18 protein-coding genes are annotated in these 19,004 nt (G+C 61.9%); 6 read left to right on the top strand and 12 right to left on the bottom strand.

Annotation, left to right across the window (positions count from 1 at the left end):
* From ehuD to MHI61_RS30170, 5 genes are all read right to left on the bottom strand, one after another.
* Positions 1-660: an ectoine/hydroxyectoine ABC transporter permease subunit EhuD gene (ehuD, locus tag MHI61_RS30150; RefSeq protein ID WP_097607683.1), complete on the bottom strand. Its 660-nt coding sequence runs from the start codon at positions 658-660 to the stop codon at positions 1-3.
* A gap of 4 nt (positions 661-664) precedes the next feature.
* Positions 665-1,324 carry an ectoine/hydroxyectoine ABC transporter permease subunit EhuC gene (gene ehuC, locus MHI61_RS30155; protein ID WP_239793107.1) on the bottom strand — a complete coding sequence of 220 codons (660 nt, stop codon included), beginning with the start codon at positions 1,322-1,324 and terminating at the stop codon, positions 665-667.
* A 77-nt stretch (positions 1,325-1,401) separates the two neighbouring features.
* The gene (gene ehuB, locus MHI61_RS30160; protein ID WP_097607685.1) at positions 1,402-2,250 is read right to left on the bottom strand and encodes an ectoine/hydroxyectoine ABC transporter substrate-binding protein EhuB; all 849 of its coding nucleotides are present in this window, start codon (positions 2,248-2,250) and stop codon (positions 1,402-1,404) included.
* 59 nt (positions 2,251-2,309) lie between these two features.
* A complete protein-coding gene (gene ehuA, locus MHI61_RS30165; protein ID WP_020919732.1) occupies positions 2,310-3,095 on the bottom strand; it encodes an ectoine/hydroxyectoine ABC transporter ATP-binding protein EhuA in 786 nt (261 codons plus the stop codon).
* A gap of 122 nt (positions 3,096-3,217) precedes the next feature.
* On the bottom strand, positions 3,218-4,603 hold the full coding sequence (locus tag MHI61_RS30170; RefSeq protein WP_239793108.1) for a PLP-dependent aminotransferase family protein: 1,386 nt from the start codon (positions 4,601-4,603) through the stop codon (positions 3,218-3,220).
* A gap of 101 nt (positions 4,604-4,704) precedes the next feature.
* On the opposite strand from MHI61_RS30170, the gene MHI61_RS30175 reads away from it, so the two are divergent.
* The 5 genes from MHI61_RS30175 to MHI61_RS30195 all read left to right on the top strand — a co-directional run bounded on the left by MHI61_RS30175 (position 4,705) and on the right by MHI61_RS30195 (position 9,986).
* Entirely contained in the window at positions 4,705-5,244 is a 540-nt protein-coding gene (locus MHI61_RS30175; protein ID WP_239793109.1) for an Lrp/AsnC family transcriptional regulator, read from the top strand.
* Positions 5,245-5,439: 195 nt separating this feature from the next.
* Complete coding sequence (locus MHI61_RS30180) at positions 5,440-6,936, top strand: NAD-dependent succinate-semialdehyde dehydrogenase (protein ID WP_239793110.1); 1,497 nt, start codon at positions 5,440-5,442, stop codon at positions 6,934-6,936.
* A 28-nt stretch (positions 6,937-6,964) separates the two neighbouring features.
* Positions 6,965-8,344, top strand: coding sequence for an aspartate aminotransferase family protein (locus MHI61_RS30185; protein ID WP_239793111.1), 1,380 nt, complete (start codon positions 6,965-6,967; stop codon positions 8,342-8,344).
* An 11-nt stretch (positions 8,345-8,355) separates the two neighbouring features.
* Positions 8,356-9,429 (top strand): alcohol dehydrogenase family protein, encoded by a 1,074-nt coding sequence (locus MHI61_RS30190; RefSeq protein ID WP_239793112.1) that lies wholly within the window; start codon positions 8,356-8,358, stop codon positions 9,427-9,429.
* A gap of 164 nt (positions 9,430-9,593) precedes the next feature.
* Complete coding sequence (locus tag MHI61_RS30195; protein ID WP_239793113.1) at positions 9,594-9,986, top strand: DUF4112 domain-containing protein; 393 nt, start codon at positions 9,594-9,596, stop codon at positions 9,984-9,986.
* Positions 9,987-10,062: 76 nt separating this feature from the next.
* Here the strand turns inward: MHI61_RS30195 and MHI61_RS30200 are convergent, their stop codons facing one another.
* From MHI61_RS30200 to MHI61_RS30225, 6 genes are all read right to left on the bottom strand, one after another.
* Positions 10,063-11,100, bottom strand: coding sequence for a Gfo/Idh/MocA family oxidoreductase (locus MHI61_RS30200; protein ID WP_239793114.1), 1,038 nt, complete (start codon positions 11,098-11,100; stop codon positions 10,063-10,065).
* 104 nt (positions 11,101-11,204) lie between these two features.
* On the bottom strand, positions 11,205-11,990 hold the full coding sequence (locus MHI61_RS30205) for a ThuA domain-containing protein (RefSeq protein ID WP_239793115.1): 786 nt from the start codon (positions 11,988-11,990) through the stop codon (positions 11,205-11,207).
* Between the two features lie 59 nt (positions 11,991-12,049).
* Positions 12,050-13,075 carry an ATP-binding cassette domain-containing protein gene (locus MHI61_RS30210; protein ID WP_239793116.1) on the bottom strand — a complete coding sequence of 342 codons (1,026 nt, stop codon included), beginning with the start codon at positions 13,073-13,075 and terminating at the stop codon, positions 12,050-12,052.
* 11 nt (positions 13,076-13,086) lie between these two features.
* On the bottom strand, positions 13,087-13,917 hold the full coding sequence (locus tag MHI61_RS30215) for a carbohydrate ABC transporter permease (protein ID WP_239793117.1): 831 nt from the start codon (positions 13,915-13,917) through the stop codon (positions 13,087-13,089).
* Positions 13,917-14,903, bottom strand: a complete 987-nt coding sequence (locus MHI61_RS30220) for a sugar ABC transporter permease (protein WP_239793118.1) — start codon at positions 14,901-14,903, stop codon at positions 13,917-13,919. The genes MHI61_RS30215 and MHI61_RS30220 overlap by 1 nt, the downstream gene beginning before the upstream one ends.
* A 67-nt stretch (positions 14,904-14,970) precedes the next feature.
* On the bottom strand, positions 14,971-16,236 hold the full coding sequence (locus tag MHI61_RS30225) for an ABC transporter substrate-binding protein (RefSeq protein ID WP_239793119.1): 1,266 nt from the start codon (positions 16,234-16,236) through the stop codon (positions 14,971-14,973).
* 268 nt (positions 16,237-16,504) lie between these two features.
* On the opposite strand from MHI61_RS30225, the gene MHI61_RS30230 reads away from it, so the two are divergent.
* On the top strand, positions 16,505-17,518 hold the full coding sequence (locus MHI61_RS30230; protein WP_239793120.1) for a substrate-binding domain-containing protein: 1,014 nt from the start codon (positions 16,505-16,507) through the stop codon (positions 17,516-17,518).
* Positions 17,519-17,650: 132 nt separating this feature from the next.
* On the opposite strand, the gene repC is transcribed toward MHI61_RS30230, so the two are convergent.
* On the bottom strand, positions 17,651-18,955 hold the full coding sequence (gene repC, locus MHI61_RS30235; protein ID WP_239793121.1) for a plasmid replication protein RepC: 1,305 nt from the start codon (positions 18,953-18,955) through the stop codon (positions 17,651-17,653).
* Positions 18,956-19,004 lie beyond the last annotated feature (49 nt).

The following is a 19,004-nucleotide window of genomic DNA, read 5'->3' on the forward strand; positions in this document are numbered from 1 at the left end:
TCAATCATCCATCCTGGCATAACGCTCCTCGAGCCAGCGCAATCCGACAACCGAGACCAGGCTGATGACGAGGAAGAAGACGCCGACGAGCGTCATCGGTTCGATGTAGCGATAGTTGCTGTTGGCGATGCTTTTGGCCTGGTTCATCAATTCCAGCACGGTGATCGCCGAAAGCAGCGGCGTTTCCTTGAACATGGCGATGAAATAATTGGCGAGTGCCGGGATCATCGGCGGGATCGCCTGCGGCAAGATTACGTGGATCCAGGCCTGGCGCGTCGTCAGATTGGTCGCCTTGGCCGCTTCCCATTGTCCGCGCGAGACGTTCTCGATGCCGGCGCGATAGACCTCCGCGGTATAGGTGGCGTAGTGAATGCCGATGCCGATGACGCCGGCGGTGAGCGGCGACAGCCGGATGCCGATATCGGGCAGCACATAGAAGATGAAGTAGAGCTGTACGAGCAGCGGCGTCCCGCGAATGAATTCCGAGACGAAGCCGACCGTCCGGGAAATGGCGACAACCGGGGATCGCCGCGCGATGGCAAGTCCCAGCCCGGCGACCATGGCGACCGCAGCGCCGAGGATGGTGGCAAGAATAGTGATCTTGAACCCTTCGAGAAGGGTCGGCATGATCTGCCAGACGAACTCCCAATCCCATTCCATATGATCAGGTCCTCATGCCGTCGAGGCCGCGTGTCATCCGCCGCTCCAGCAGGCGCATCGCCGCCGAGATGGCGGAAGCCATGAGGAAATAGAGGATGAGGATCGCCGCAAAAGGCACCAGCGTATTGCCCGTCTGCGCCCGCACCACCTGCGCCTGGAAGGTCATGTCCGTCAGCGAGATCAACGACACGACGGCCGTGCCCTTCAAGAGCTCGATCGCGTTGTTGCAGAAGGTCGGCAGCATCAGCGGCAGCGCCTGCGGCAGGATGACGTGGCGCATGCGCTGGTAGCGCGACAGGTTGAGCGCGATGCAGGCTTCCGACTGTTCGCGCCCGACGGCCTTGACGGCGCCGCGCACCACCTCCGCGCCATAGGCACCGACATTCAGCCCGAGCGCCAGCACGCCGGCCTGCAACGGCGTCAGCGTCAGACCGGCAAAAGGCAGGACGAAATAGACCCAGAAGAGCTGGACGAAGATCGAGGTGCCGCGAAAGAATTCGATATAGGCGGTCGCCAGAGCCCGGACGGCAAAGAAGCGCGACAGGCGGCCGAGGCCGGCCATGAAGGCCATGACGAGCGCCAGCGCCGAGCCCATGACCGTCAGTTCGAGCGTCACCAGGGCGCCCTGAAGGATCAGTGTCAGATAGCCGGACCATACCGACATCGGCAACTCACTTCTCTGGAGATCGTGCGGGGCGGACCGGCCATGGCAGGGCGCATGGCCGGTGTGCTCGCATCAGGTTACTTGGCTGCGGCGCAGAGCTTTTCGCGGCTCGTCGACATCGCCGCCTTGGCCGAGAAGCCGTAGGGCTCGATGATCTTGGCGAATTCGCCCGATTCCTTCAGCTTCTTCAGCTCGACGTCGAAGGCGTCACGCAGCGCGACGTCCTGCTTGCGGAAAGCGGCACCGTCGCAATAGACCGGTGCATTGACGACGGGGGCGACGGTTTCGAGGTTCGGATCCTTCGCCTTCGCCATCAGATCGTGGATCGACAGGACCGGCAGCGAATAGACGTCGATGCGGCCGTCCTGCAGCATCTTGATGCCGCTCTGCCCATCCGGAACCACGATGACGCGGTCACGCGGCACGCCGGCTTCCAGCGCCAGCTTCTCCTCCGTGCCGCCGCCCGGCGCGCCGATCTTGGCGTTCGGATTGTCGGCGATATCCTTGTAGCTCGTCAGCTTCAGCGGGTTGCCCTTCTTGAGAGCGAAGGCTTCGGCATCGCACAGGATCGGTTCGGAATAGGCAACGGCGCTGCAACGTTCCGGTTTCATGAAAAGGCCCGCCGTAATCGCGTCATGGCGGCCGGCCTGCAGGCCGGGGATCATCGCGCCGTATTCCGAGATCGAGGCGACCACTTCCTTGACGCCGAGCTTTTCGAAGATCACGCGGGCCACGTCGGGGGCAGCGCCCGAAACCTTGCCGTCGGCACCGACGGCGGTGAATGGCGGCTCGTTGGCGATGGCGATGCGGGCAAAACCCTGTTCCTTCAGCTGTTCGAGCTTGTCATCGGCGGCGGATGCCGGAGCGGCCGCCGTAACCAGAAGCACCGACAGGCTGACGGCGCTCAAAACATATCCTGCTTTCATCGTTCCCAACTCCTCTGGTTTTCTCTTTGCGTTTTGTTCTTTGCGGGCAATGTCTGAGGTCAGACGCGGTGCCCTGCCGCGATGATCTTGCGCAGGAAGGTCTGCGTCCTTTCCTGCGTCGGATTGCGGAAGATGTCGCCGGGCCTGCCTTCCTCGACGATCCTGCCGCGATCGAAAAACAGCACGCGGTCGGCAAAGTCGTGGGCAAAGCCCATTTCGTGGGTGACGAGAAGCATCGTCATATCGGTCTCGGAGGCGAGCTTCCGCATGACGTTCAGCACCTCCTCGACCAGCTCCGGGTCGAGCGCCGAGGTCACCTCGTCGAACAGCATGATCTTCGGCGACAGCGCTAAGGCCCGGGCAATGGCGACGCGCTGCTTCTGCCCGCCGGAAAGCTGCGCCGGCACGCTTTTCGCCTTGTCGGCAAGGCCGACCATATCGAGAAGCTCCATCGCCCGCTTCTCGGCTTGCGGCCGCTTGATGCCCTTGGTCAGCATCGGTGCCAGCGTCACGTTGTCGAGGACGCATTTATGCGGGAACAGGTTGAAGTGCTGGAAGACCATGCCGATCTTTTCCCGCATGCGATGCAGGTGCCGCTCATCGGCCGCCACCAGCCCGCTGCCACCAGGCATGTGGTAGAGCTGCTCGCCGTCGACCTCGATATGGCCGCCGCTGATCGTCTCCAGCGTCATCAGGATGCGCAGGATCGTCGTCTTGCCGGAGCCGGACGGCCCGATCAGCGCCAGTTTCTCGCCCGGCATGACATTCATCGACAGGCCGTCGAGCACGGTCAGCGGACCGTATCTCTTGACGATGTTGTCGATGCGGATGATGGGCGCAGGCATTCATGTCTCTCCTTGTTGAGACAAGCAATGACCTAACGATGACGGCCCACGAAAATCATGTCAATTCGTAAAATAATATCATGACAATTATTCTGCGCCTGCCGGCAAATGCGGCGGCAGCGTCAAATCGCAAGCAGCAGTTCCTCCGGATTTCCCTGCGCCAGCGAGGCAACGATCCCGAGCCCTGTCCGCAGCTCGCCTTCCGTCGTCGAGCCGAGCGAGATGCGCACCGCCGGCGTCCAGCCGTGATCGGTGGTGTGGAAGGATTTGCCCGGCGCGATCGCTACGCCGCGCAGCCTTGCCTGCGACACGAAACCATCCTCCGTATGGCTGCCGGACAGCGGCAGCCATATATGCAGGCTTTGCGGGTGCGTTCGATAGGACAGGCCGGCCAGCATCTCCGCCGCGATCGCGTGGCGTCCGACAAGGGCGCGGCGCTGCCAGTTGACGAGTTCCATCGCCGTACCGTCGCTGACCCAGCGGCTGGCGATCTCGGCCATGGCAGGCGTCGCCATCCAGCTGGAGACGAGATGCCGGTTGGCGACGGCGGCGACATAGCGGTCGGGCGCGACGAGGTAGCCGATCCTGAGGCCTGGAACGGTGATCTTCGTAAAGCTCGTGACGTAGAGCGTGCGCTCCGGCGCGAAGGCCGCCATCGGCGGCGCCCGGTCCTCGATCATCGGCCCGAGAATGTCGTTTTCGATGATCGCTATGTCATGCTTGGCGGCGACGGCAGCAAGCGCCTGCCGGCGTTCGGCGCTCATCAGCGCCGCCATCGGATTGATCACCGAGGGCTGCAGGAAAATTGCCCGGATCGGCCCGGTCCGGCAGGCCTCGTCCAGCGCTTCGGGGATCATGCCTTCCTCGTCGATCGCCAACCCTTCGAGGTGCAGGCCGAGATAGCCGCAGAGCGGCACCAGCGTATGGTGGCTGACCGCTTCGGTCGCAATCGTCGAGCCGGGCGGTGCGACGCTCATCAGCGCCACCGTCATGCCGGAGGTCGCGCCATTCGTCAGGCTGATGTTCAGCGGCGACACGTCGAGCCCGCAGCGCGCCAGCCATTCGGTGGCGACAACGCGGTGACGCGGAAACACCATATTCGGCCGGAACGACAGGGCCGAGCTGGAAGGCAGGTTTTCGGAAAGCCAGCCGAAGGCCTGGCGCATTTTTTCCAGATGGATCTGCTCGCAGACCGGCTTCAGGATCGACAGATCGATCACCTCGCCCAGCCGTTCCGGCAGATAGGGCGGCTCCGGCTCAGGCGGCCGCGTCTGCACGAAACTGCCGCGGCCGATCTCGCCTGAGATCAGCCCGCGGCGGCTCAGCTCGTCATAGGCGCGGCTGACCGTCTGCACGGAAAGATGCAGATCATCCGCCAGCTTGCGATGCGGCGGCAATTGCGCCCCGTCGGAGAGCTTGCCGTCGGTGATCGCGTTGGCGATCTGCTCGGCGAGTGAAAGATAGGCCGGCCGGCGGAGTTGCGAGGGATCGGGGCGCCAATTTGTCATGATTTCAACAGTGCTGAAAATCAGTTCAATTGACAATGCCAAAATGCGCTTTCATTGTCTTTTCGCTGCGTTTGAAATGATTTCTTTCTGAAGAAAGCACCATGAAGCTCGACGCCATCGACCTGCGCATTCTCGACGCCGTCCAGCGCGACGGCCGCATCACCAAGCTGGCGCTGGCCGAAAAGGCCGGACTGTCGCCGACGCCGTGCTGGATGCGGCTGCGCAAGCTCGAAAAGGCCGGCGTGATCACCGGCTACCACGCCCGCCTCGCCCCGCGGCGCATCGCGCCGGTTGCCAGCGTGATGATGGAAGTGACGCTCGCCAATCATCGCCAGGCCGATTTCGAGCGCTTCGAACGTACCATTGCCGCAATCCCCGAGGTCGTCGCCTGCTGGTCGGTGGGTGGCGGCGTCGATTACATTCTGAAGATCATGACGGCCGATATCGACGCCTACCAGCGACTGGTCGATGGGCTTCTCGACCGCGAACTCGGCATCGACCGCTACTTCACCTATATCGTCACCAAGACGGTGAAGGAGGAAATAGTCGTTCCGGTCTCTTCCTTCGCCGCGTCCGGCGATGAGGAAAGCGCTTCCTCAGAACAGGATTCAGATTTTAGGCCGACCCGGTCTAAAATCTGAATCCTGTTCTAAGTTAAAGAGTTAGAGCATGATGTCGTCCGAAAACCGCTCACACTTTTCGGCATCATGCTCTAGACAATCTCTCTATCCGGCGGCTGTGCTTTAGCCCGTTTCTCTCTTTTCGCCATCGCCAAAGGACAATCTCTCGTCCGCTCCTGTGGGAGACTGCATGTCACCGCAACGAGGAGATTGGACATGACTGCCGTTTTTGCCCGCCCCGCCTATCACGACGCGCTGTCGCGGCTCGCCGATCGTCATCTCCTGCGCGATCTCGCCTATGTCGGCGGCCGGTGGATCGCCGGGACCACGGGCAAGAGCTTCGCCGTCACCGATCCGGCTTCTTCGGCGACGCTCACCTGGGTTGCGAGCCTCGGTGCCGAAGAGACGGCAATGGCGATCGATGCGGCGTCGGAGGCCCTTGCCGCCTGGCGCGCGATGCTGCCGCAGAACCGTGCGGCGATCCTGCGCAGATGGCACGCGCTGATGCTTGCGGCGAAAGAGGATCTGGCGCTGATCATGACGCTGGAACAGGGCAAACCGCTTGCCGAAGCGCGCGGCGAGATCGACTACGCCGCCTCCTTCATCGAGTGGTATGCCGAGGAAGGCAAGCGGCTGAACGCCGAAAGCGTCACCAGCCATCTGGCCGGGGCGGAAATGATCGTCCGGCGCGAGGCGCTCGGCGTCGTCGGCATCGTCACGCCGTGGAACTTTCCTTCCGCCATGCTCACCCGAAAGGCGGCCGCGGCACTTGCTGCCGGCTGCACCGTCGTCGCCCACCCCTCCTCGGAAACGCCGCTTTCTGCGCTCACGCTTGCCGAACTCGGTGAACGCGCCGGCATTCCCGCCGGTGTCTTCAACGTCGTCACCGGCCATGCTGCAACGATCGTCGGACGCATGTGCAGCGATGTCCGCCTGCGCGCGATGAGCTTCACCGGCTCCACCGAGGTCGGCCGCCTAATCGCCGCGCAATGCGCGCCAACGATGAAGCGGCTGGTGATGGAGCTCGGCGGCCACGCGCCGCTGATCGTCTTCGACGATGCCGATGTCGCAAAAGCGGTCGAGATCGCCGTCGACGCCAAGTTCGCCACATCCGGCCAGGATTGCCTTGCCGCCAACCGCATCTTCGTCCAGCGGCGCATCGCCGATGCCTTCGCCAAGGCCTTTGCCGCCCGCATCGGCGAGCTGAAGGTCGGCGCAGGGCTTGAGGATGGAAGCGAGATCGGGCCGCTGATGCATGAACGGGCCGTCGTCAAGGTCGAGCAGCAGGTCGCCGACGCGCTGGCGCAGGGCGCCCGGCTCGTCATCGGCGGCAGCCGCCACAAGGCCGGCCGGCTCTTCTATCAGCCGACGCTTTTGACGGATGTGCCGGCGAATGCGCTGATCATGCGCGAGGAAACTTTCGGGCCTCTGGCGGCGCTGACCACCTTCGACACCGAAGAAGAGGTCGTTGCCCGCGCCAATGATAGCGAATACGGCCTCGTCGCCTATGTGGTTACCGAGAACGGCGCCCGTCAGATGCGTCTCGGCCGCGCGCTGGAATATGGCATGGTGGCGGTCAACCGCGTGAAGATCACCGGCGGCCCCATTCCCTTCGGCGGCTGGAAGCAGTCCGGCCTTGGGCGCGAGGGTTCCCGCCACGGACTCGAGGCCTTCACCGAGCTCAAATATCTCTGCATCGACACCGCCGCCTGAGCACCCAATTTCAAGAAGAGGACAGGACATGCTCGACAAAAGCAACGAACTCACCGCCTGGGACCGCGATCACTTCTTCCACCCCTCGACCCATATGGGCATGCATGCCCGCGGCGAGACGCCGACCCGCGTCGTCGCCGGCGGCGAAGGCGTCTACATCACCGACACGAGCGGCCGCAAAAGCCTCGATGCCTTTGCCGGGCTCTATTGCGTCAATGTCGGCTACGGCCGCCAGAAGATCACCGATGCGATCGCCGAACAGGCGAAGAACCTCGCCTATTACCACGCCTATGTCGGCCACGGCACGGAAGCCTCGATCACGCTGTCGAAGATGATCATCGACCGCGCGCCCGATGGCATGAGCCGCGTCTATTTCGGCCTTTCCGGCTCGGATGCCAACGAGACCAACATCAAGCTTATCTGGTATTACAACAACATCCTCGGCCGGCCGGAGAAGAAGAAGATCATCTCGCGCTGGCGCGGTTATCACGGTTCCGGCGTCATGACCGGCAGCCTCACCGGTCTTGCTCTCTTCCACAATGCCTTCGACCTGCCGCGTGCGCCCATCCTTCACACCGAGGCGCCCTATTATTTCCGTCGCCCCGACCGCTCGATGAACGAGGAACAGTTCTCGCAATATTGCGCCGACAGACTGGAGGAGATGATCCTCGCCGAAGGCCCCGATACCATCGCCGCCTTCATCGGCGAACCGATCCTCGGCACCGGCGGCATCGTGCCGCCGCCGCAAGGTTACTGGCAGAAGATCCAGGCCGTGCTCGACAAATACGACATCCTGCTTGTTGCCGACGAAGTCGTCACCGGCTTCGGCCGTCTCGGCACGATGTTCGGCTCGGATCACTATGGGATGAAGCCGGATCTGATCACCATCGCCAAGGGCCTGACCTCCGCCTATGCCCCGCTTTCCGGCAGCATCGTTTCGAGCAAGATGTGGCGGGTGCTGGTGCAGGGTTCCGATGAATTGGGAGCGATCGGCCACGGCTGGACCTATTCCGCCCATCCGATCTGCGCCGCCGCCGGCATCGCCAACCTCGAACTGATCGACGAAATGGAGATCGTCGAAAATGCCGGTGAGACCGGCGCCTATTTCCGCTCGGAACTGGAGAAGGCAGTGGGCAGCCATCGCAACGTCGGTGACGTTCGCGGCGACGGCCTGATGGCAGCCGTCGAATTCGTCGAGGACAGGGATGATCGGAAATTTTTCGATCCCGGCCGCAAAATCGGTCCGCAGGTCGCTTCCGCCCTTCTCGAACGCGGCGTCATCGGCCGCGCCATGCCACAGGGCGACATCCTCGGCTTTGCGCCGCCGCTCTGCCTGACGCGTGAGGAGGCGGACATTGTCGTCAAGGCGACAGCGGATGCGATCGAAAGCGTCTTCAAGGACATCTGAGGAGAGGCCGCATGACGATCCCGGAAAAGATGGCAGCCGTTTTGCTCACCGGCCATGGCGGATTGGAGAAGCTCGTCTACCGCACCGACGTCCCCGTTCCGGCGCCGGCGGAGGGCGAGGTGCTGATCCGCGTCACCGCCTGCGGCATGAACAACACCGACGTCTGGGTCCGTGAAGGCGCCTATGGCACCGAGGACGACCCCTCCGCCGTCTCGACCTGGCGCAGGCAGGGCAATACGCTGACATTTCCGCGCATTCAGGGCACCGATACGGTTGGCCACATTGTCGGCGTTGGCCGCGGTATCGACCCCGCGCGCATCGGCGAACGCGTCATGGTCGACTTCTCGATCTATAATCGCGACGACGACAGTCTCGCCGACATCGACTACATGGGTCATGGCCGCGACGGCGGCTACGCCGAATATATGGCGCTGCCGGCCGAAAACGCCCATGTCGTTGCAACCGATCTGACCGATATCGAGCTCGCCACCTTCTGCTGCGCCTATCTGACCGGCGAGCGCATGCTGGAACGGGCGCGGCTTGCCGCCGGCGAACGCGTCCTCGTCACCGGGGCCTCAGGCGGTGTCGGCTCGGCGATCATCCAGCTCGCCCGCGCCCGCGGCGCCATGCCGATCGCCGTCGCCGGACCTGGCAAGGAGGCGGCGATGCTCGATATCGGCGCCGAAGCGGTCGTAACGCGCGGCAGGAGCGATCTGGTCGAAGCCGTTCATTCCGCCAGCCGCGGACAACCGATCAATGTCGTTGCCGACCTCGTCGGCGGGCCGCTGTTCAACGATCTCCTGAAGATCCTACGCCCCGAAGGCCGCTATACAACGGCCGGCGCCATTGCCGGCCCGGTCGTCCAGCTCGATCTCAGGACCATGTATCTGAAGCAATTGGAGCTGCACGGATCGAGCCAGGGAAGCCGCGTCGACTTCCGCCGCCTCGTCGGCTATATCGAAAGCCGGAAGATCCGGCCTCTCGTCGGCGGTGTCTATCCGCTGTCTGAATTCCATCGCGCCCAGACCGAGTTCATGGCGAAGAATTTCGTGGGCAAATTGGTCGTGGTGCCCGACCGAGGATAAGGCGAGGTTCCGATCGCGCCGCTGGCGAACCTTATCGGCGTATCGGCGTTTCACGGCCATGGACAATCGTTGCGATCACATCGGCCATTCGTTGCGCCAGGGAATCTGGGCGTCTCTGCCGCCTTGAGGGGGGCGAAGCCGCCGGTCGCGCCAGAAGGTCTCTGATGCCGGCCGCCAAGACGACATACCTCACCCCTGCCGAACTCGGAAAGATCCGCCGTGCTGTGGGCATAGCACGGCTGATGGACACCGCAGTCCGACTGCCTTTCATCGGCGTACGGATCGGCGCCGATTCGGTGCTCGGTCTTCTCCCCGGCGTCGGCGACGTCGCCACGTCGCTCATCGGCCTTTACATCCTCAATGAGGCCCGGCGTCTCGGCGTTCCCAACCACAAGCTCGCCCGCATGGCCGTCAATCTCGGCATCGATGCGGCCGGCGGCACGGTCCCGCTGGTCGGTGATCTCTTCGACGTCTATTTCAAATCGCATCGCCGCAACGTCGGTATCATACTCGAACATTTCGGCATCAGCGAAGACGAGCTGAACCGGAGAATCTGAGCCGCTTGTCGTGCTTCGCCTACCGAAGAAGCTGCGCGAGGCCTTTCGAACAGACCACGCCGCCGGTTCCCAACGTCTAAAGTTCAACCAAAGCGCCCGCCGTTTTCACGGCGTGATCGAGGACGAATTGCAGCTTGGCCGCGTGGGCAAAACCCGGCTCATCCGGCTGCCCTTTTTGCACGGCCTTTGCAAATCGCTGGAAATTGGTGATAACCGGTTCGACCTCGATCGTGCGCCAGATCGCCTTGTCGGCATCGACACCTTCGCAGACCCTGAGAGTCGAACCCTCAGGCGTATGCACCACCTCAAGGGCGCCCTTGTCCCCATGCAGGCGCAGCCGCAGCTCGTTCAGATGGCCGGTTGCCCAGCGCGTCGCATGGATGACCCCGGCCGCACCGTTTTCGAGTTCGGCCATCATCAGGAAACTGTCATTTGCGTCGAGGTCGTACTCGCCGATCCGGTTTCCGGGGCTCTTGTCGAACACCTTGAGGTGCGATGCCGCCGCCTTGACGTCGCTTCCGGCGGCAAAAACCGCGAAGTCGAGAATATGGATACCGACATCGCCGAGCACGCCATTGGAGCCATGCTTGGTCGACAGCCGCCACAACCATTGCGATTCCTTGGTCCAGTCGCCCCAGGCCTTCGAGACCAGCCAGCTCTGGAGATAGGACGCTTCGAAGTGGCGGATCGCGCCGAGACGCCCGTCCAGCACCATCTTGCGGGCTGCCTGAAGCGGCGCCACGTTGCGATAGGTGAGGTTTACCATGGTGACCTTGCCGGATGCCGCCGCGGCGTCGGCCATCTCTTTGGCCTCGCGGTAGTTGACCGCCAGCGGCTTCTCGCAGAGCACATGCTTGCCGGCGCCGAGTAACTTCATCGTCGTGGAATAATGGGCGCGATCCGGCGTCACATTGGTGACGGCGTCAAACTCGCCCCAGGCAAGGGCGTCATCAAGCGACGTGAAAGTCAGCGGGATATCGTGCCTGAGCGCGAAAGCCCGCAGCCGGACCTCGTCGGTATCGACGGAGGCGACAATTTTGACGCCGGCGATTTCGGAAAAATGCATGGCATGGGTATTTGCCCATCCTCCGGTTCCGAGAATGATCAAGCGCATTCTTTTGTCCTCATGGTTGTCCAGCGAAGCGTGAGCGGCAGCGAGATCATCGCGGCGTCTTGTGGGAGCCGAACGCGGCGCCCGCGCCCACGGCGTCTCATCTCTTATCGGTAACCGGCTTCGCCGGCCTGGTGCAGTTTCGGGCCGCGTTCGACGATCGGCTCCAGCGCCTTTTCTACCGGCACATTTGGAGCGTCGGTAATGGCAGTCAACGCCGCTTCAGGGTTATACGCCCACTTGACGCCGTTGATCAGCACCTTCTGGACATTGGCGTCGTGATAGGTCGGATAGGTCTCGTGGCCGGGGCGGAAATAGAAGATATTGCCGGCGCCGCGCCGCCAGGTCAGGCCCGAGCGGAACACTTCGCCGCCCTGGAACCAGGAGATGAACACGGTTTCGAGCGGCTCCGGCACCGAGAACTGCTCGCCGTACATTTCCTCGTTCTCCAGCTCGAAATGCTCGCCGATGCCGGCGGCGATCGGATGGCGCGGATTGATCGTCCACAACCGCTCGCGCTCGCCCGCCTCGCGCCATTTCAGCGCGCAGGGCGTGCCCATCAGCCGCTTGAAGATCTTGGAGAAATGGCCGGAATGCAGCACCAGCAGGCCCATGCCCTCCCAGACGCGCCTGGCGACACGTTCAACGACGACGTCGGAGACCGCACCATGATCCTTATGGCCCCACCAGGTCAGCACATCGGTCTCGGCAAGCCGGGCTTCGCTGAGGCCATGTTCCGGCTCCTGCAGCGTCGCCGTCGTCGCGGAGATGGCGGGATCGCTATTCAGCGCATCGGCGATCGCCGTGTGCATGCCTTCGGGGTAAATGCCACGGACGATCTCATTGGTATTCTCGTGGATGTTCTCACCCCACACAATGGTGCGAATGGTCATCATTCTCTCCTTGTCGTTAAACGGATCGAGCCTTGGGAGGAACATCGATCCTGGGAAGGTCAGGCAGCCTGCATGGATTGACGCTCGAGCGCCCGGCCCGAACGGTCGAAACGGTGGACCTGGCCGGCGAGCGGGGCAAGGCCAAGCACCTGGCCCGGCTCGTGACGGGAGACACCGGCCTCGCGCACGATGAGCGGCTCGTCCGCCCCGATATCCACATAGACGAAGCTATCGGAGCCTAGGATTTCCGAATGAATGACAGTGCCGCTCCAAACCGGCGACTCGGGCGCGATGCGAACATGCTCCGCGCGCACGCCGATCGTATGGCTGCCATAGGGCTGCGCCAATTCGCCCGACAGAAAGTTCATTTTCGGCGAGCCGATGAAGCCGGCCACGAAGAGCGAATTGGGGCTTTCATAAAGCTCCAGCGGCGTACCGATCTGCTCGACGACGCCGTCCCGCAGCACGCAGATCCGATCGGCGAGCGTCATGGCCTCGACCTGATCATGCGTCACATAGATCATCGTCGTGTTGTGCATGCTGCGATGAAGCTTAGCGATTTCCAGCCTCGTTGCGACGCGGAGCGCCGCATCGAGATTGGACAGCGGCTCATCGAAGAGAAAGACCTTGGGGTCGCGGACGATCGCCCGGCCGATTGCAACGCGCTGACGCTGTCCGCCGGAAAGCTGCCGCGGCAAGCGCTCGAGGTATGATGAGAGCTGCAGCATGCCGGCCGCCTGTTCGACGCGCTGACGGCACTCGTCCCTGGTACGTCCTGACAGTTTCATGCCGAACGCCATATTGTCGAAAACCGTCATATGCGGATAGAGCGCGTAGGACTGGAACACCATGGCGATCCCTCTCTTCGACGGCGCGTGCTGGTTCACCATCTTGCTATCGAAGGAGAGGGTCCCCGAGGTAATGTCCTCAAGGCCGGAGATAAGCCTGAGCAGCGTGGATTTGCCGCATCCCGACGGCCCCACGAAGACCATGAACTCGCCACGGCGGATGTCCATCGTCACGCCCTTGATCACCTCGAAAGCGCCGAAGCTCTTGCGGATGTTCTCCAGTTGTATCTCTGCCATGTCTTACTCCTTCAACCCTTGACGCCGCCGGCGGTCAGCCCGGAAATGATCCGGCGCTGGAATATCAAAACAAGCACCACAACCGGCACGGTGACGATCACCGACGCCGCCATGATGTTGCCCCAGGGGATTTCGAATTCGCTGTTGCCCGAAAGCAGGGCGATGGCGACCGGAACGGTACGCTGCGTATCCGACGACGTGAAGGTCAGCGCAAAAAGGAACTCGTTCCACGCGGTGATGAAGGCGAGCAGCCCTGTTGTCACCAGCGCCGGCCACATCAACGGCATGAACACCTGGGTAACAATGACCCATGGCGACGCGCCATCGACGATCGCCGCCTCCTCGATCTCGATCGGCAATTCGCGCATGAAAGTCGTCAGCACCCAGACAGTGAAGGGCAGCGTGAAGATCATGTAGGAAAAGATCAGCGCGAAGGGCGTGTTGAAGATGCCGATCCAGCGAATGAGCTCGAAGAGGCCGGCAAGGACGGCAATCTGCGGAAACATCGACACCGAGAGGATGGTCAGCATCAACAGCGCGCGTCCGCGGAAGTGCACCCGTGCCAAGGCGAACGAGGCGGTGACCGAAAGCAGGAGCGACGCTGAAACCACGACGCAGGCGATCATCGCGGAATTCGCAAGACTGCGGACGAACCCGCCCTGACCCATCACAGAAGTATAGTTGCCGAACGAGATCGAGGTCGGCCAATAATCGACTTTGAAGAGGGCCGTGCCGGTCTTCAGGCTCGTGAGGATGGCATAGTAGAACGGAAAGACCGCAATGATGACGATGACCGTGACGAGCAGGTAGAAGAGCGTATTCTTGGCGATCGACAGCAGCATCAGCGTTCCTCCCCGCCGAGCCTGACGCGGCCGAGCCAGATATAGAAGACGGTGACGGAGGCAATGATCAGGAAGAGCACCGTCGATGCGGTGGCGCCATAGGCGAACTTGTCGAAGTCGAACAGGTTCTCGCGCGCCATGACCGACATGGTCTTCGTCTGTGCATTGTTCGGCGTCAGCACATAGATCAAATCGAAGATGCGCATCGCATCCAGCATCCGGAAGATCACGGCTACCATGATGGCCGGCCGGATCAGCGGCAGCGTCAGACGCCAGAAAACCTTGACCGGATTGACGCCGTCGATCTTGGCAGCTTCATAAATGTCTACCGGAACCATCTGCAGGCCGGCGAGGATCAGCAGTGCCATGAAGGGCGTCGTCTTCCAGACGTCGACGATCAGCACCGCGACCATCGCCGTTTCAGGATTGGCGGTCCAGGCAATCTTCTCAGTGATAAGGCCGAAGCCGAGCAGGATATCGTTCAGGATACCGAACTGGTCGTTGAGCATCCAGGCCCACATCTTGGCCGAGACGATCGTCGGGATCGCCCAGGGAATGAGGATTGCGGCTCGAACAATGCCGCGCCCGGCGAACCGTGCGTTCAGCACCAGGGCGACGATCAGCCCGAGCACGGTCTCGATCACGACCGAGAGGAGGGTGAATTTGGCAGTGTTCCAGACGGCTTTCCACCACACCGGATCGGCGAGCAGCCCGCGATAGACGGTCTTGCCGCTCTTCAGCGTCACCCACGACAGATAGTTGTCAAAACCGACGAACCGAGCATTGCCGAGCTCGTTGAGCGATGCATTCGTAAAGCTGAAATAGATCGTTCTGAACAGCGGCCATCCGGCGACGATTGCCAGGATCAGCAGCGTCGGCGCCAGAAACACCCAGGCCGATCGAATGCGCTCCGATCGCAGCTCCGTAGAGGCTCTGAGAATGGAAACCCTTGGTTCAACTGCTTGCGGAACTACGATTTCGGTCATGAAACGCCTATCCCCGTTCGCTCGTCCGAAGACTGGACCGGCGGCTTGAGGCCGCCGGTCGGAAACCTCACCAGGCCTCGCCCTTGAGGGTCGTCAGGTCGGCTTCGAGAAGCTCGAGGTTCTCGGCAGCCGAGCCGCTGCCGGACAGCGTGTTATGCGCCGCCGTCCAGAACTTCGAAGACACCTCGTTGTACTTCACCTTGGCCGTCGCCGAAGGACGCGGCACCGCGTCCTGGAATATCGGTTTCCAGTTCGGCATGAAGGGCTGTGCGGCGGCAACATCCTTGTCGTCATAAAGGTCGGTCAATGTCGGCAGATTGGACAGCTCGACGGCGCGCGCCTTCTGAACCTCTTTCGACGCCAGGAATTTTACGAGCGCAATGGCTGCGTCCTGCTTTTCGGAATATTTCGAAACCGCAAGGTTCCAGCCGCCAAGCGTCGAGGACGGCTTGTCGCCGGCGGCCGCGACCGGCAGCGTCATGACGTCGAACTTACCCTTCACGGCGCTGTCGGCGCCATTGCCGAGGGAATAGGCATAGGGCCAGTTGCGCATGAAGACGGCGTTGCCTGTCTGCCAGACGCCGCGCGATTCTTCTTCCTGATAGGCGAGCACGCCGGGCGGTGAGATCGTGCCGATCCAGCTCTTGGCGCGGTCAAGCGCTGCTGCCGCCTTCTCGTTGTTGATCGAGATCGTCCCGTCCGGCTCGACGATCTGGCCGCCACCCGACGACTTTACCCATTCCAGCGCGTTGCAGGTCAGCCCTTCATAGGAATTGCCCTGGAAGACGTAGCCCCAGAGGTCCTTCTGTCCGGCCTGGCGTTCCTTGTCCTGAACCTCTTTGGCGGTTGCGGCCATCTCGTCCCAGGTCTTCGGCGGCTGCTTGCCGTATTTCTCCAGCAGGTCCTTTCGGTAAAACAGCGCCGGAGCATCGGTAAACAACGGCAGGGCCACGAGCCGGCCATTGACGGTCTGCGACGCGATAATCGACGGGAAAAACTGGCCGGCCACATCCTTGGTGGCCTCCTTGAGATCGATGAACTGATCGGCAAGCTGCGGCGCCCAGATGACGTCGGTCTGATAAACGTCGATGTCCTTGTTTCCGGCGGCAAGCCACAGGCGATATTGGGAGAACTGCTCGCTGCTCGAGGACGGCATCGTGACGAGCTTGACCTGATTGCCGGTCTCCTTCTCGAAAATTGCCAGTTGCTTGTTGAGGAATTCGACGTTTTTCCCCGTCGTGTTGGCGGCAAATGAAATCTCGGCGGCCCGGATCGGGCCGGCGACTGCGATGGCGACTGCGAGCGCGGAAAAGCCTAATGCAAACTGTTTCATGATCTCCTCCCAGAAATTGAAATCGATTTGGCTCGCAGAACATTGCAGAAGGCCTTGGCCGCGTCAATACGCCAATTGAACACTTTTCAGTTGCAGATTACGCGAATTCAAACACTATATACACTTTAAAAGAACACCTATGGCCTTTGCACGCGACGCATCCAGCCGCCAAATTTGAAATCGATTTCAATCATAGTTGAATTGGATATTTGCCCGTTGCGTACCGCCAACACATCGTCCATTGATTGCCCAGATAAAGAAGACACCGATGAAACTTCGTGAATTCGCAAAGCAGCTTGGGCTTTCTCCGACGACGGTCAGCCGTGCGCTCAGCGGCTACCCGGAGGTGAGCGAAGCCACGCGCGCCCGGGTTGCAAGCGAAGCAATGCGGCTCGGCTATCGTCCCGACATCAATGCCGTGCGCCTGAAGACCGGACGAGCCGGAGCGATAGGCGTTATGATGGGACGTTCTGGAGAAATTCATTTCGCTGAATTCGTGTCGGGAATGGCGCAGCGCCTGGAAACGGCCGATACGGATATTCTCATCACACCCATCACCGCACACAATGATGACGACGAGATCCAGGCCTATCGACGCCTGGTCGAAAGCCGCCGGGTGGATGCAGTGATCATTCATTCGCCACGCCCCCAGGACCCTCGGATCGAGATGCTGAACAGCCTCGGCGTGCCTTTCCTGGTTCACGGCCGCTCGGAGACCGAGCACGTTCATGCTTGGCTCGACATCGATAATGAAGGTGCCGTGCGCAGGTCCACCGAACACCTGCTCGATCTCGGGCACCGCCGCATCGCCATGATCAATGGCCTCAGGGGCAAGACCTATTCCATCCATCGCGAACAGGGTTTTCGGATTGCCCATCAGGAGCGTGGACTCATCGCCGATCCCAACATGATGGTCTGCGATAAATTCTCCGACGAGAGCGGCTTTCGCCATGCCCGCTCCTTCCTCGAGAGAGCGAATGCGCCGACCGCCATCGTCGCCGGCTCCACGATGACGGCGCTTGGCGTTTACCGCGCCATCCGCTCGCTTGGGATGACGGTCGGGCGGGACGTCTCCGTTATCGCCCATGACGACGTCTTCCCTTATCTGACGGCCGAAAATATGGTGCCGTCACTCTCGACAACGCGATCCTCCATGCGTGCTGCGGGCACACGTTGCGCCGAGCTGACGCTGCAGCTTATTGCGGGACGCGCCGCCGAGGAGATCCACGAATTATGGCCGGTCGAGCTGATCCTGCGAGAAAGCACTGCGGCCCCGCGCTGACAGATACGGAACTCCGCTTCAGCGGGAGATGGCAACGCGCGCGGCACCTCTCGCACCAGATCTGCGAACAAGCCGGCGATTAGAGTAAGGTTTGCCGGACGGGCCAACCGACTGCGTTGTCGCCGAAGTCCATTAGCCGGCATTTCGCCTTACCCCGCCATTCGCCCTGACGAGCGCCATCAACATCGGGCCGATCGCAAATTCGCCCCTTTCGGTCCTGCGGGTGAGATCGCGAAGATAACCGCCGGGCGAGTTGATATGGCCTCCTCGTTCCAGGATGCAGGCGATCACAGTGGCGGCGTTTTCCGGCCCCATGCCGGCACAGGCTTCCTCATAAGCCGAGGGGCTGACGCCGAGCATCGAGCGCACGACGACGGCGGCCGACATCAGGTCGCGCCAATTGCCGATCATTCCGCCGGGACCGTAGTCAAGAATGGCGGGGCAGGCCTGCAGGACAAGGCCGAGCGGGAAGGATTTCAAGCTGTGGCCGGCAACAGGATTGGCCGCACCCGGCGTATTGCCACCAGGTCGGGCGGAAGGCCTCGGCGGTTTCAGCCTTGGCTCATCTGACGGCTCGGCCATCCCGTCATTGGTTGTCACTGCCTTTTCGCCCCGCTTCGTCTCGAAGCTTGGTTCAAGTTCATAAGTGGAGTCGGGGTTTGAATTCTGTTTGTGACGCTCAATTTGAGACTCATTGGCGTCTATTTTTTCTCTTTTAATATGTCTTTCCAGCAGGTTGACGGCTTCGTCGCGCAGCAGCTCCATCTCGTCGAGCACCGCGGTCAGTTCTTCGATGCCCGCCACCCGCGGAATCCTGGCGACAAGATCGCGAAACATCATCGTCATCTGCTCCCAGTCGCCGGGAACCGCTTCGTCGATGGCCGCCGAGATCAGCTTGGAGATATCGCGCCGGCAGACCGTCAGCCGTTCCCGGGTCGCTCGCAACAGTTCCCGATCCGCGATCGCCTGGGCCGCGAGGTTTTCAATTTCGACGGCGCGGGCGAGAAGCGGCGCGACACTGAAACCGAAGGCCTCGCCGATCGCCCCTGCCCTGTCGCGGCGGGCATAGCGCTTTCCATTCGGGCTGTCCTTGCGCACAATCAGACCGGCCTCGACCAGGACGGCAAGGTGACGTCGCAGCGTCGCCGGCGTCATGCCGCGGGCGCGCAGCGAAAGCTGTGCATTCGAGGGAAAGACGATCAGGCCTTTCTCCTCGGAGATTTCATCATCGGGATAGAAGGTCAGCAGCGCGTCGAGCACCGTCAGCGCCCGATCGGTCACGCCGAGCGCCGGGCGCGCCTCGCAGATCGCCCGAAACAGCTTCCACTTGCTGCGCTTCATCCCCGGCTCGATCGTCTCGGCCAGCTGCTGGCTTGCCAGCATGCCAAGCGACATCGGCCGCCGCCCAAAGGGCGTCGTCACATATCCACTCTCCATTTGCCTTCACCTTCGTTCAGGCAAAAGAAAACCATCCACCAATTTGGTG

Source organism: Rhizobium sp. K102, from assembly GCF_022385315.1.
Lineage (GTDB): Bacteria > Pseudomonadota > Alphaproteobacteria > Rhizobiales > Rhizobiaceae > Rhizobium > Rhizobium croatiense.

Excerpts from the sequence above, each read along its gene's own strand:
- MHI61_RS30205 (WP_239793115.1), bottom strand. The coding sequence starts at position 11,990 with ATGACCATTCGCACCATTGTGTGGGGTGAGAACATCCACGAGAATACC.
- MHI61_RS30230 (WP_239793120.1), top strand. The coding sequence starts at position 16,505 with ATGAAACTTCGTGAATTCGCAAAGCAGCTTGGGCTTTCTCCGACGACG.
- MHI61_RS30180 (WP_239793110.1), top strand. The coding sequence starts at position 5,440 with ATGACTGCCGTTTTTGCCCGCCCCGCCTATCACGACGCGCTGTCGCGG.
- MHI61_RS30190 (WP_239793112.1), top strand. The coding sequence starts at position 8,356 with ATGACGATCCCGGAAAAGATGGCAGCCGTTTTGCTCACCGGCCATGGC.
- MHI61_RS30215 (WP_239793117.1), bottom strand. The coding sequence starts at position 13,917 with ATGCTGCTGTCGATCGCCAAGAATACGCTCTTCTACCTGCTCGTCACG.
- ehuC (WP_239793107.1), bottom strand. The coding sequence starts at position 1,324 with ATGTCGGTATGGTCCGGCTATCTGACACTGATCCTTCAGGGCGCCCTG.
- MHI61_RS30220 (WP_239793118.1), bottom strand. The coding sequence starts at position 14,903 with ATGACCGAAATCGTAGTTCCGCAAGCAGTTGAACCAAGGGTTTCCATT.
- repC (WP_239793121.1), bottom strand. The coding sequence starts at position 18,955 with ATGGAGAGTGGATATGTGACGACGCCCTTTGGGCGGCGGCCGATGTCG.
- MHI61_RS30170 (WP_239793108.1), bottom strand. The coding sequence starts at position 4,603 with ATGACAAATTGGCGCCCCGATCCCTCGCAACTCCGCCGGCCGGCCTAT.
- MHI61_RS30175 (WP_239793109.1), top strand. The coding sequence starts at position 4,705 with ATGAAGCTCGACGCCATCGACCTGCGCATTCTCGACGCCGTCCAGCGC.
- MHI61_RS30210 (WP_239793116.1), bottom strand. The coding sequence starts at position 13,075 with ATGGCAGAGATACAACTGGAGAACATCCGCAAGAGCTTCGGCGCTTTC.
- MHI61_RS30185 (WP_239793111.1), top strand. The coding sequence starts at position 6,965 with ATGCTCGACAAAAGCAACGAACTCACCGCCTGGGACCGCGATCACTTC.
- ehuA (WP_020919732.1), bottom strand. The coding sequence starts at position 3,095 with ATGCCTGCGCCCATCATCCGCATCGACAACATCGTCAAGAGATACGGT.
- MHI61_RS30195 (WP_239793113.1), top strand. The coding sequence starts at position 9,594 with ATGCCGGCCGCCAAGACGACATACCTCACCCCTGCCGAACTCGGAAAG.
- ehuD (WP_097607683.1), bottom strand. The coding sequence starts at position 660 with ATGGAATGGGATTGGGAGTTCGTCTGGCAGATCATGCCGACCCTTCTC.
- ehuB (WP_097607685.1), bottom strand. The coding sequence starts at position 2,250 with ATGAAAGCAGGATATGTTTTGAGCGCCGTCAGCCTGTCGGTGCTTCTG.
- MHI61_RS30225 (WP_239793119.1), bottom strand. The coding sequence starts at position 16,236 with ATGAAACAGTTTGCATTAGGCTTTTCCGCGCTCGCAGTCGCCATCGCA.
- MHI61_RS30200 (WP_239793114.1), bottom strand. The coding sequence starts at position 11,100 with ATGCGCTTGATCATTCTCGGAACCGGAGGATGGGCAAATACCCATGCC.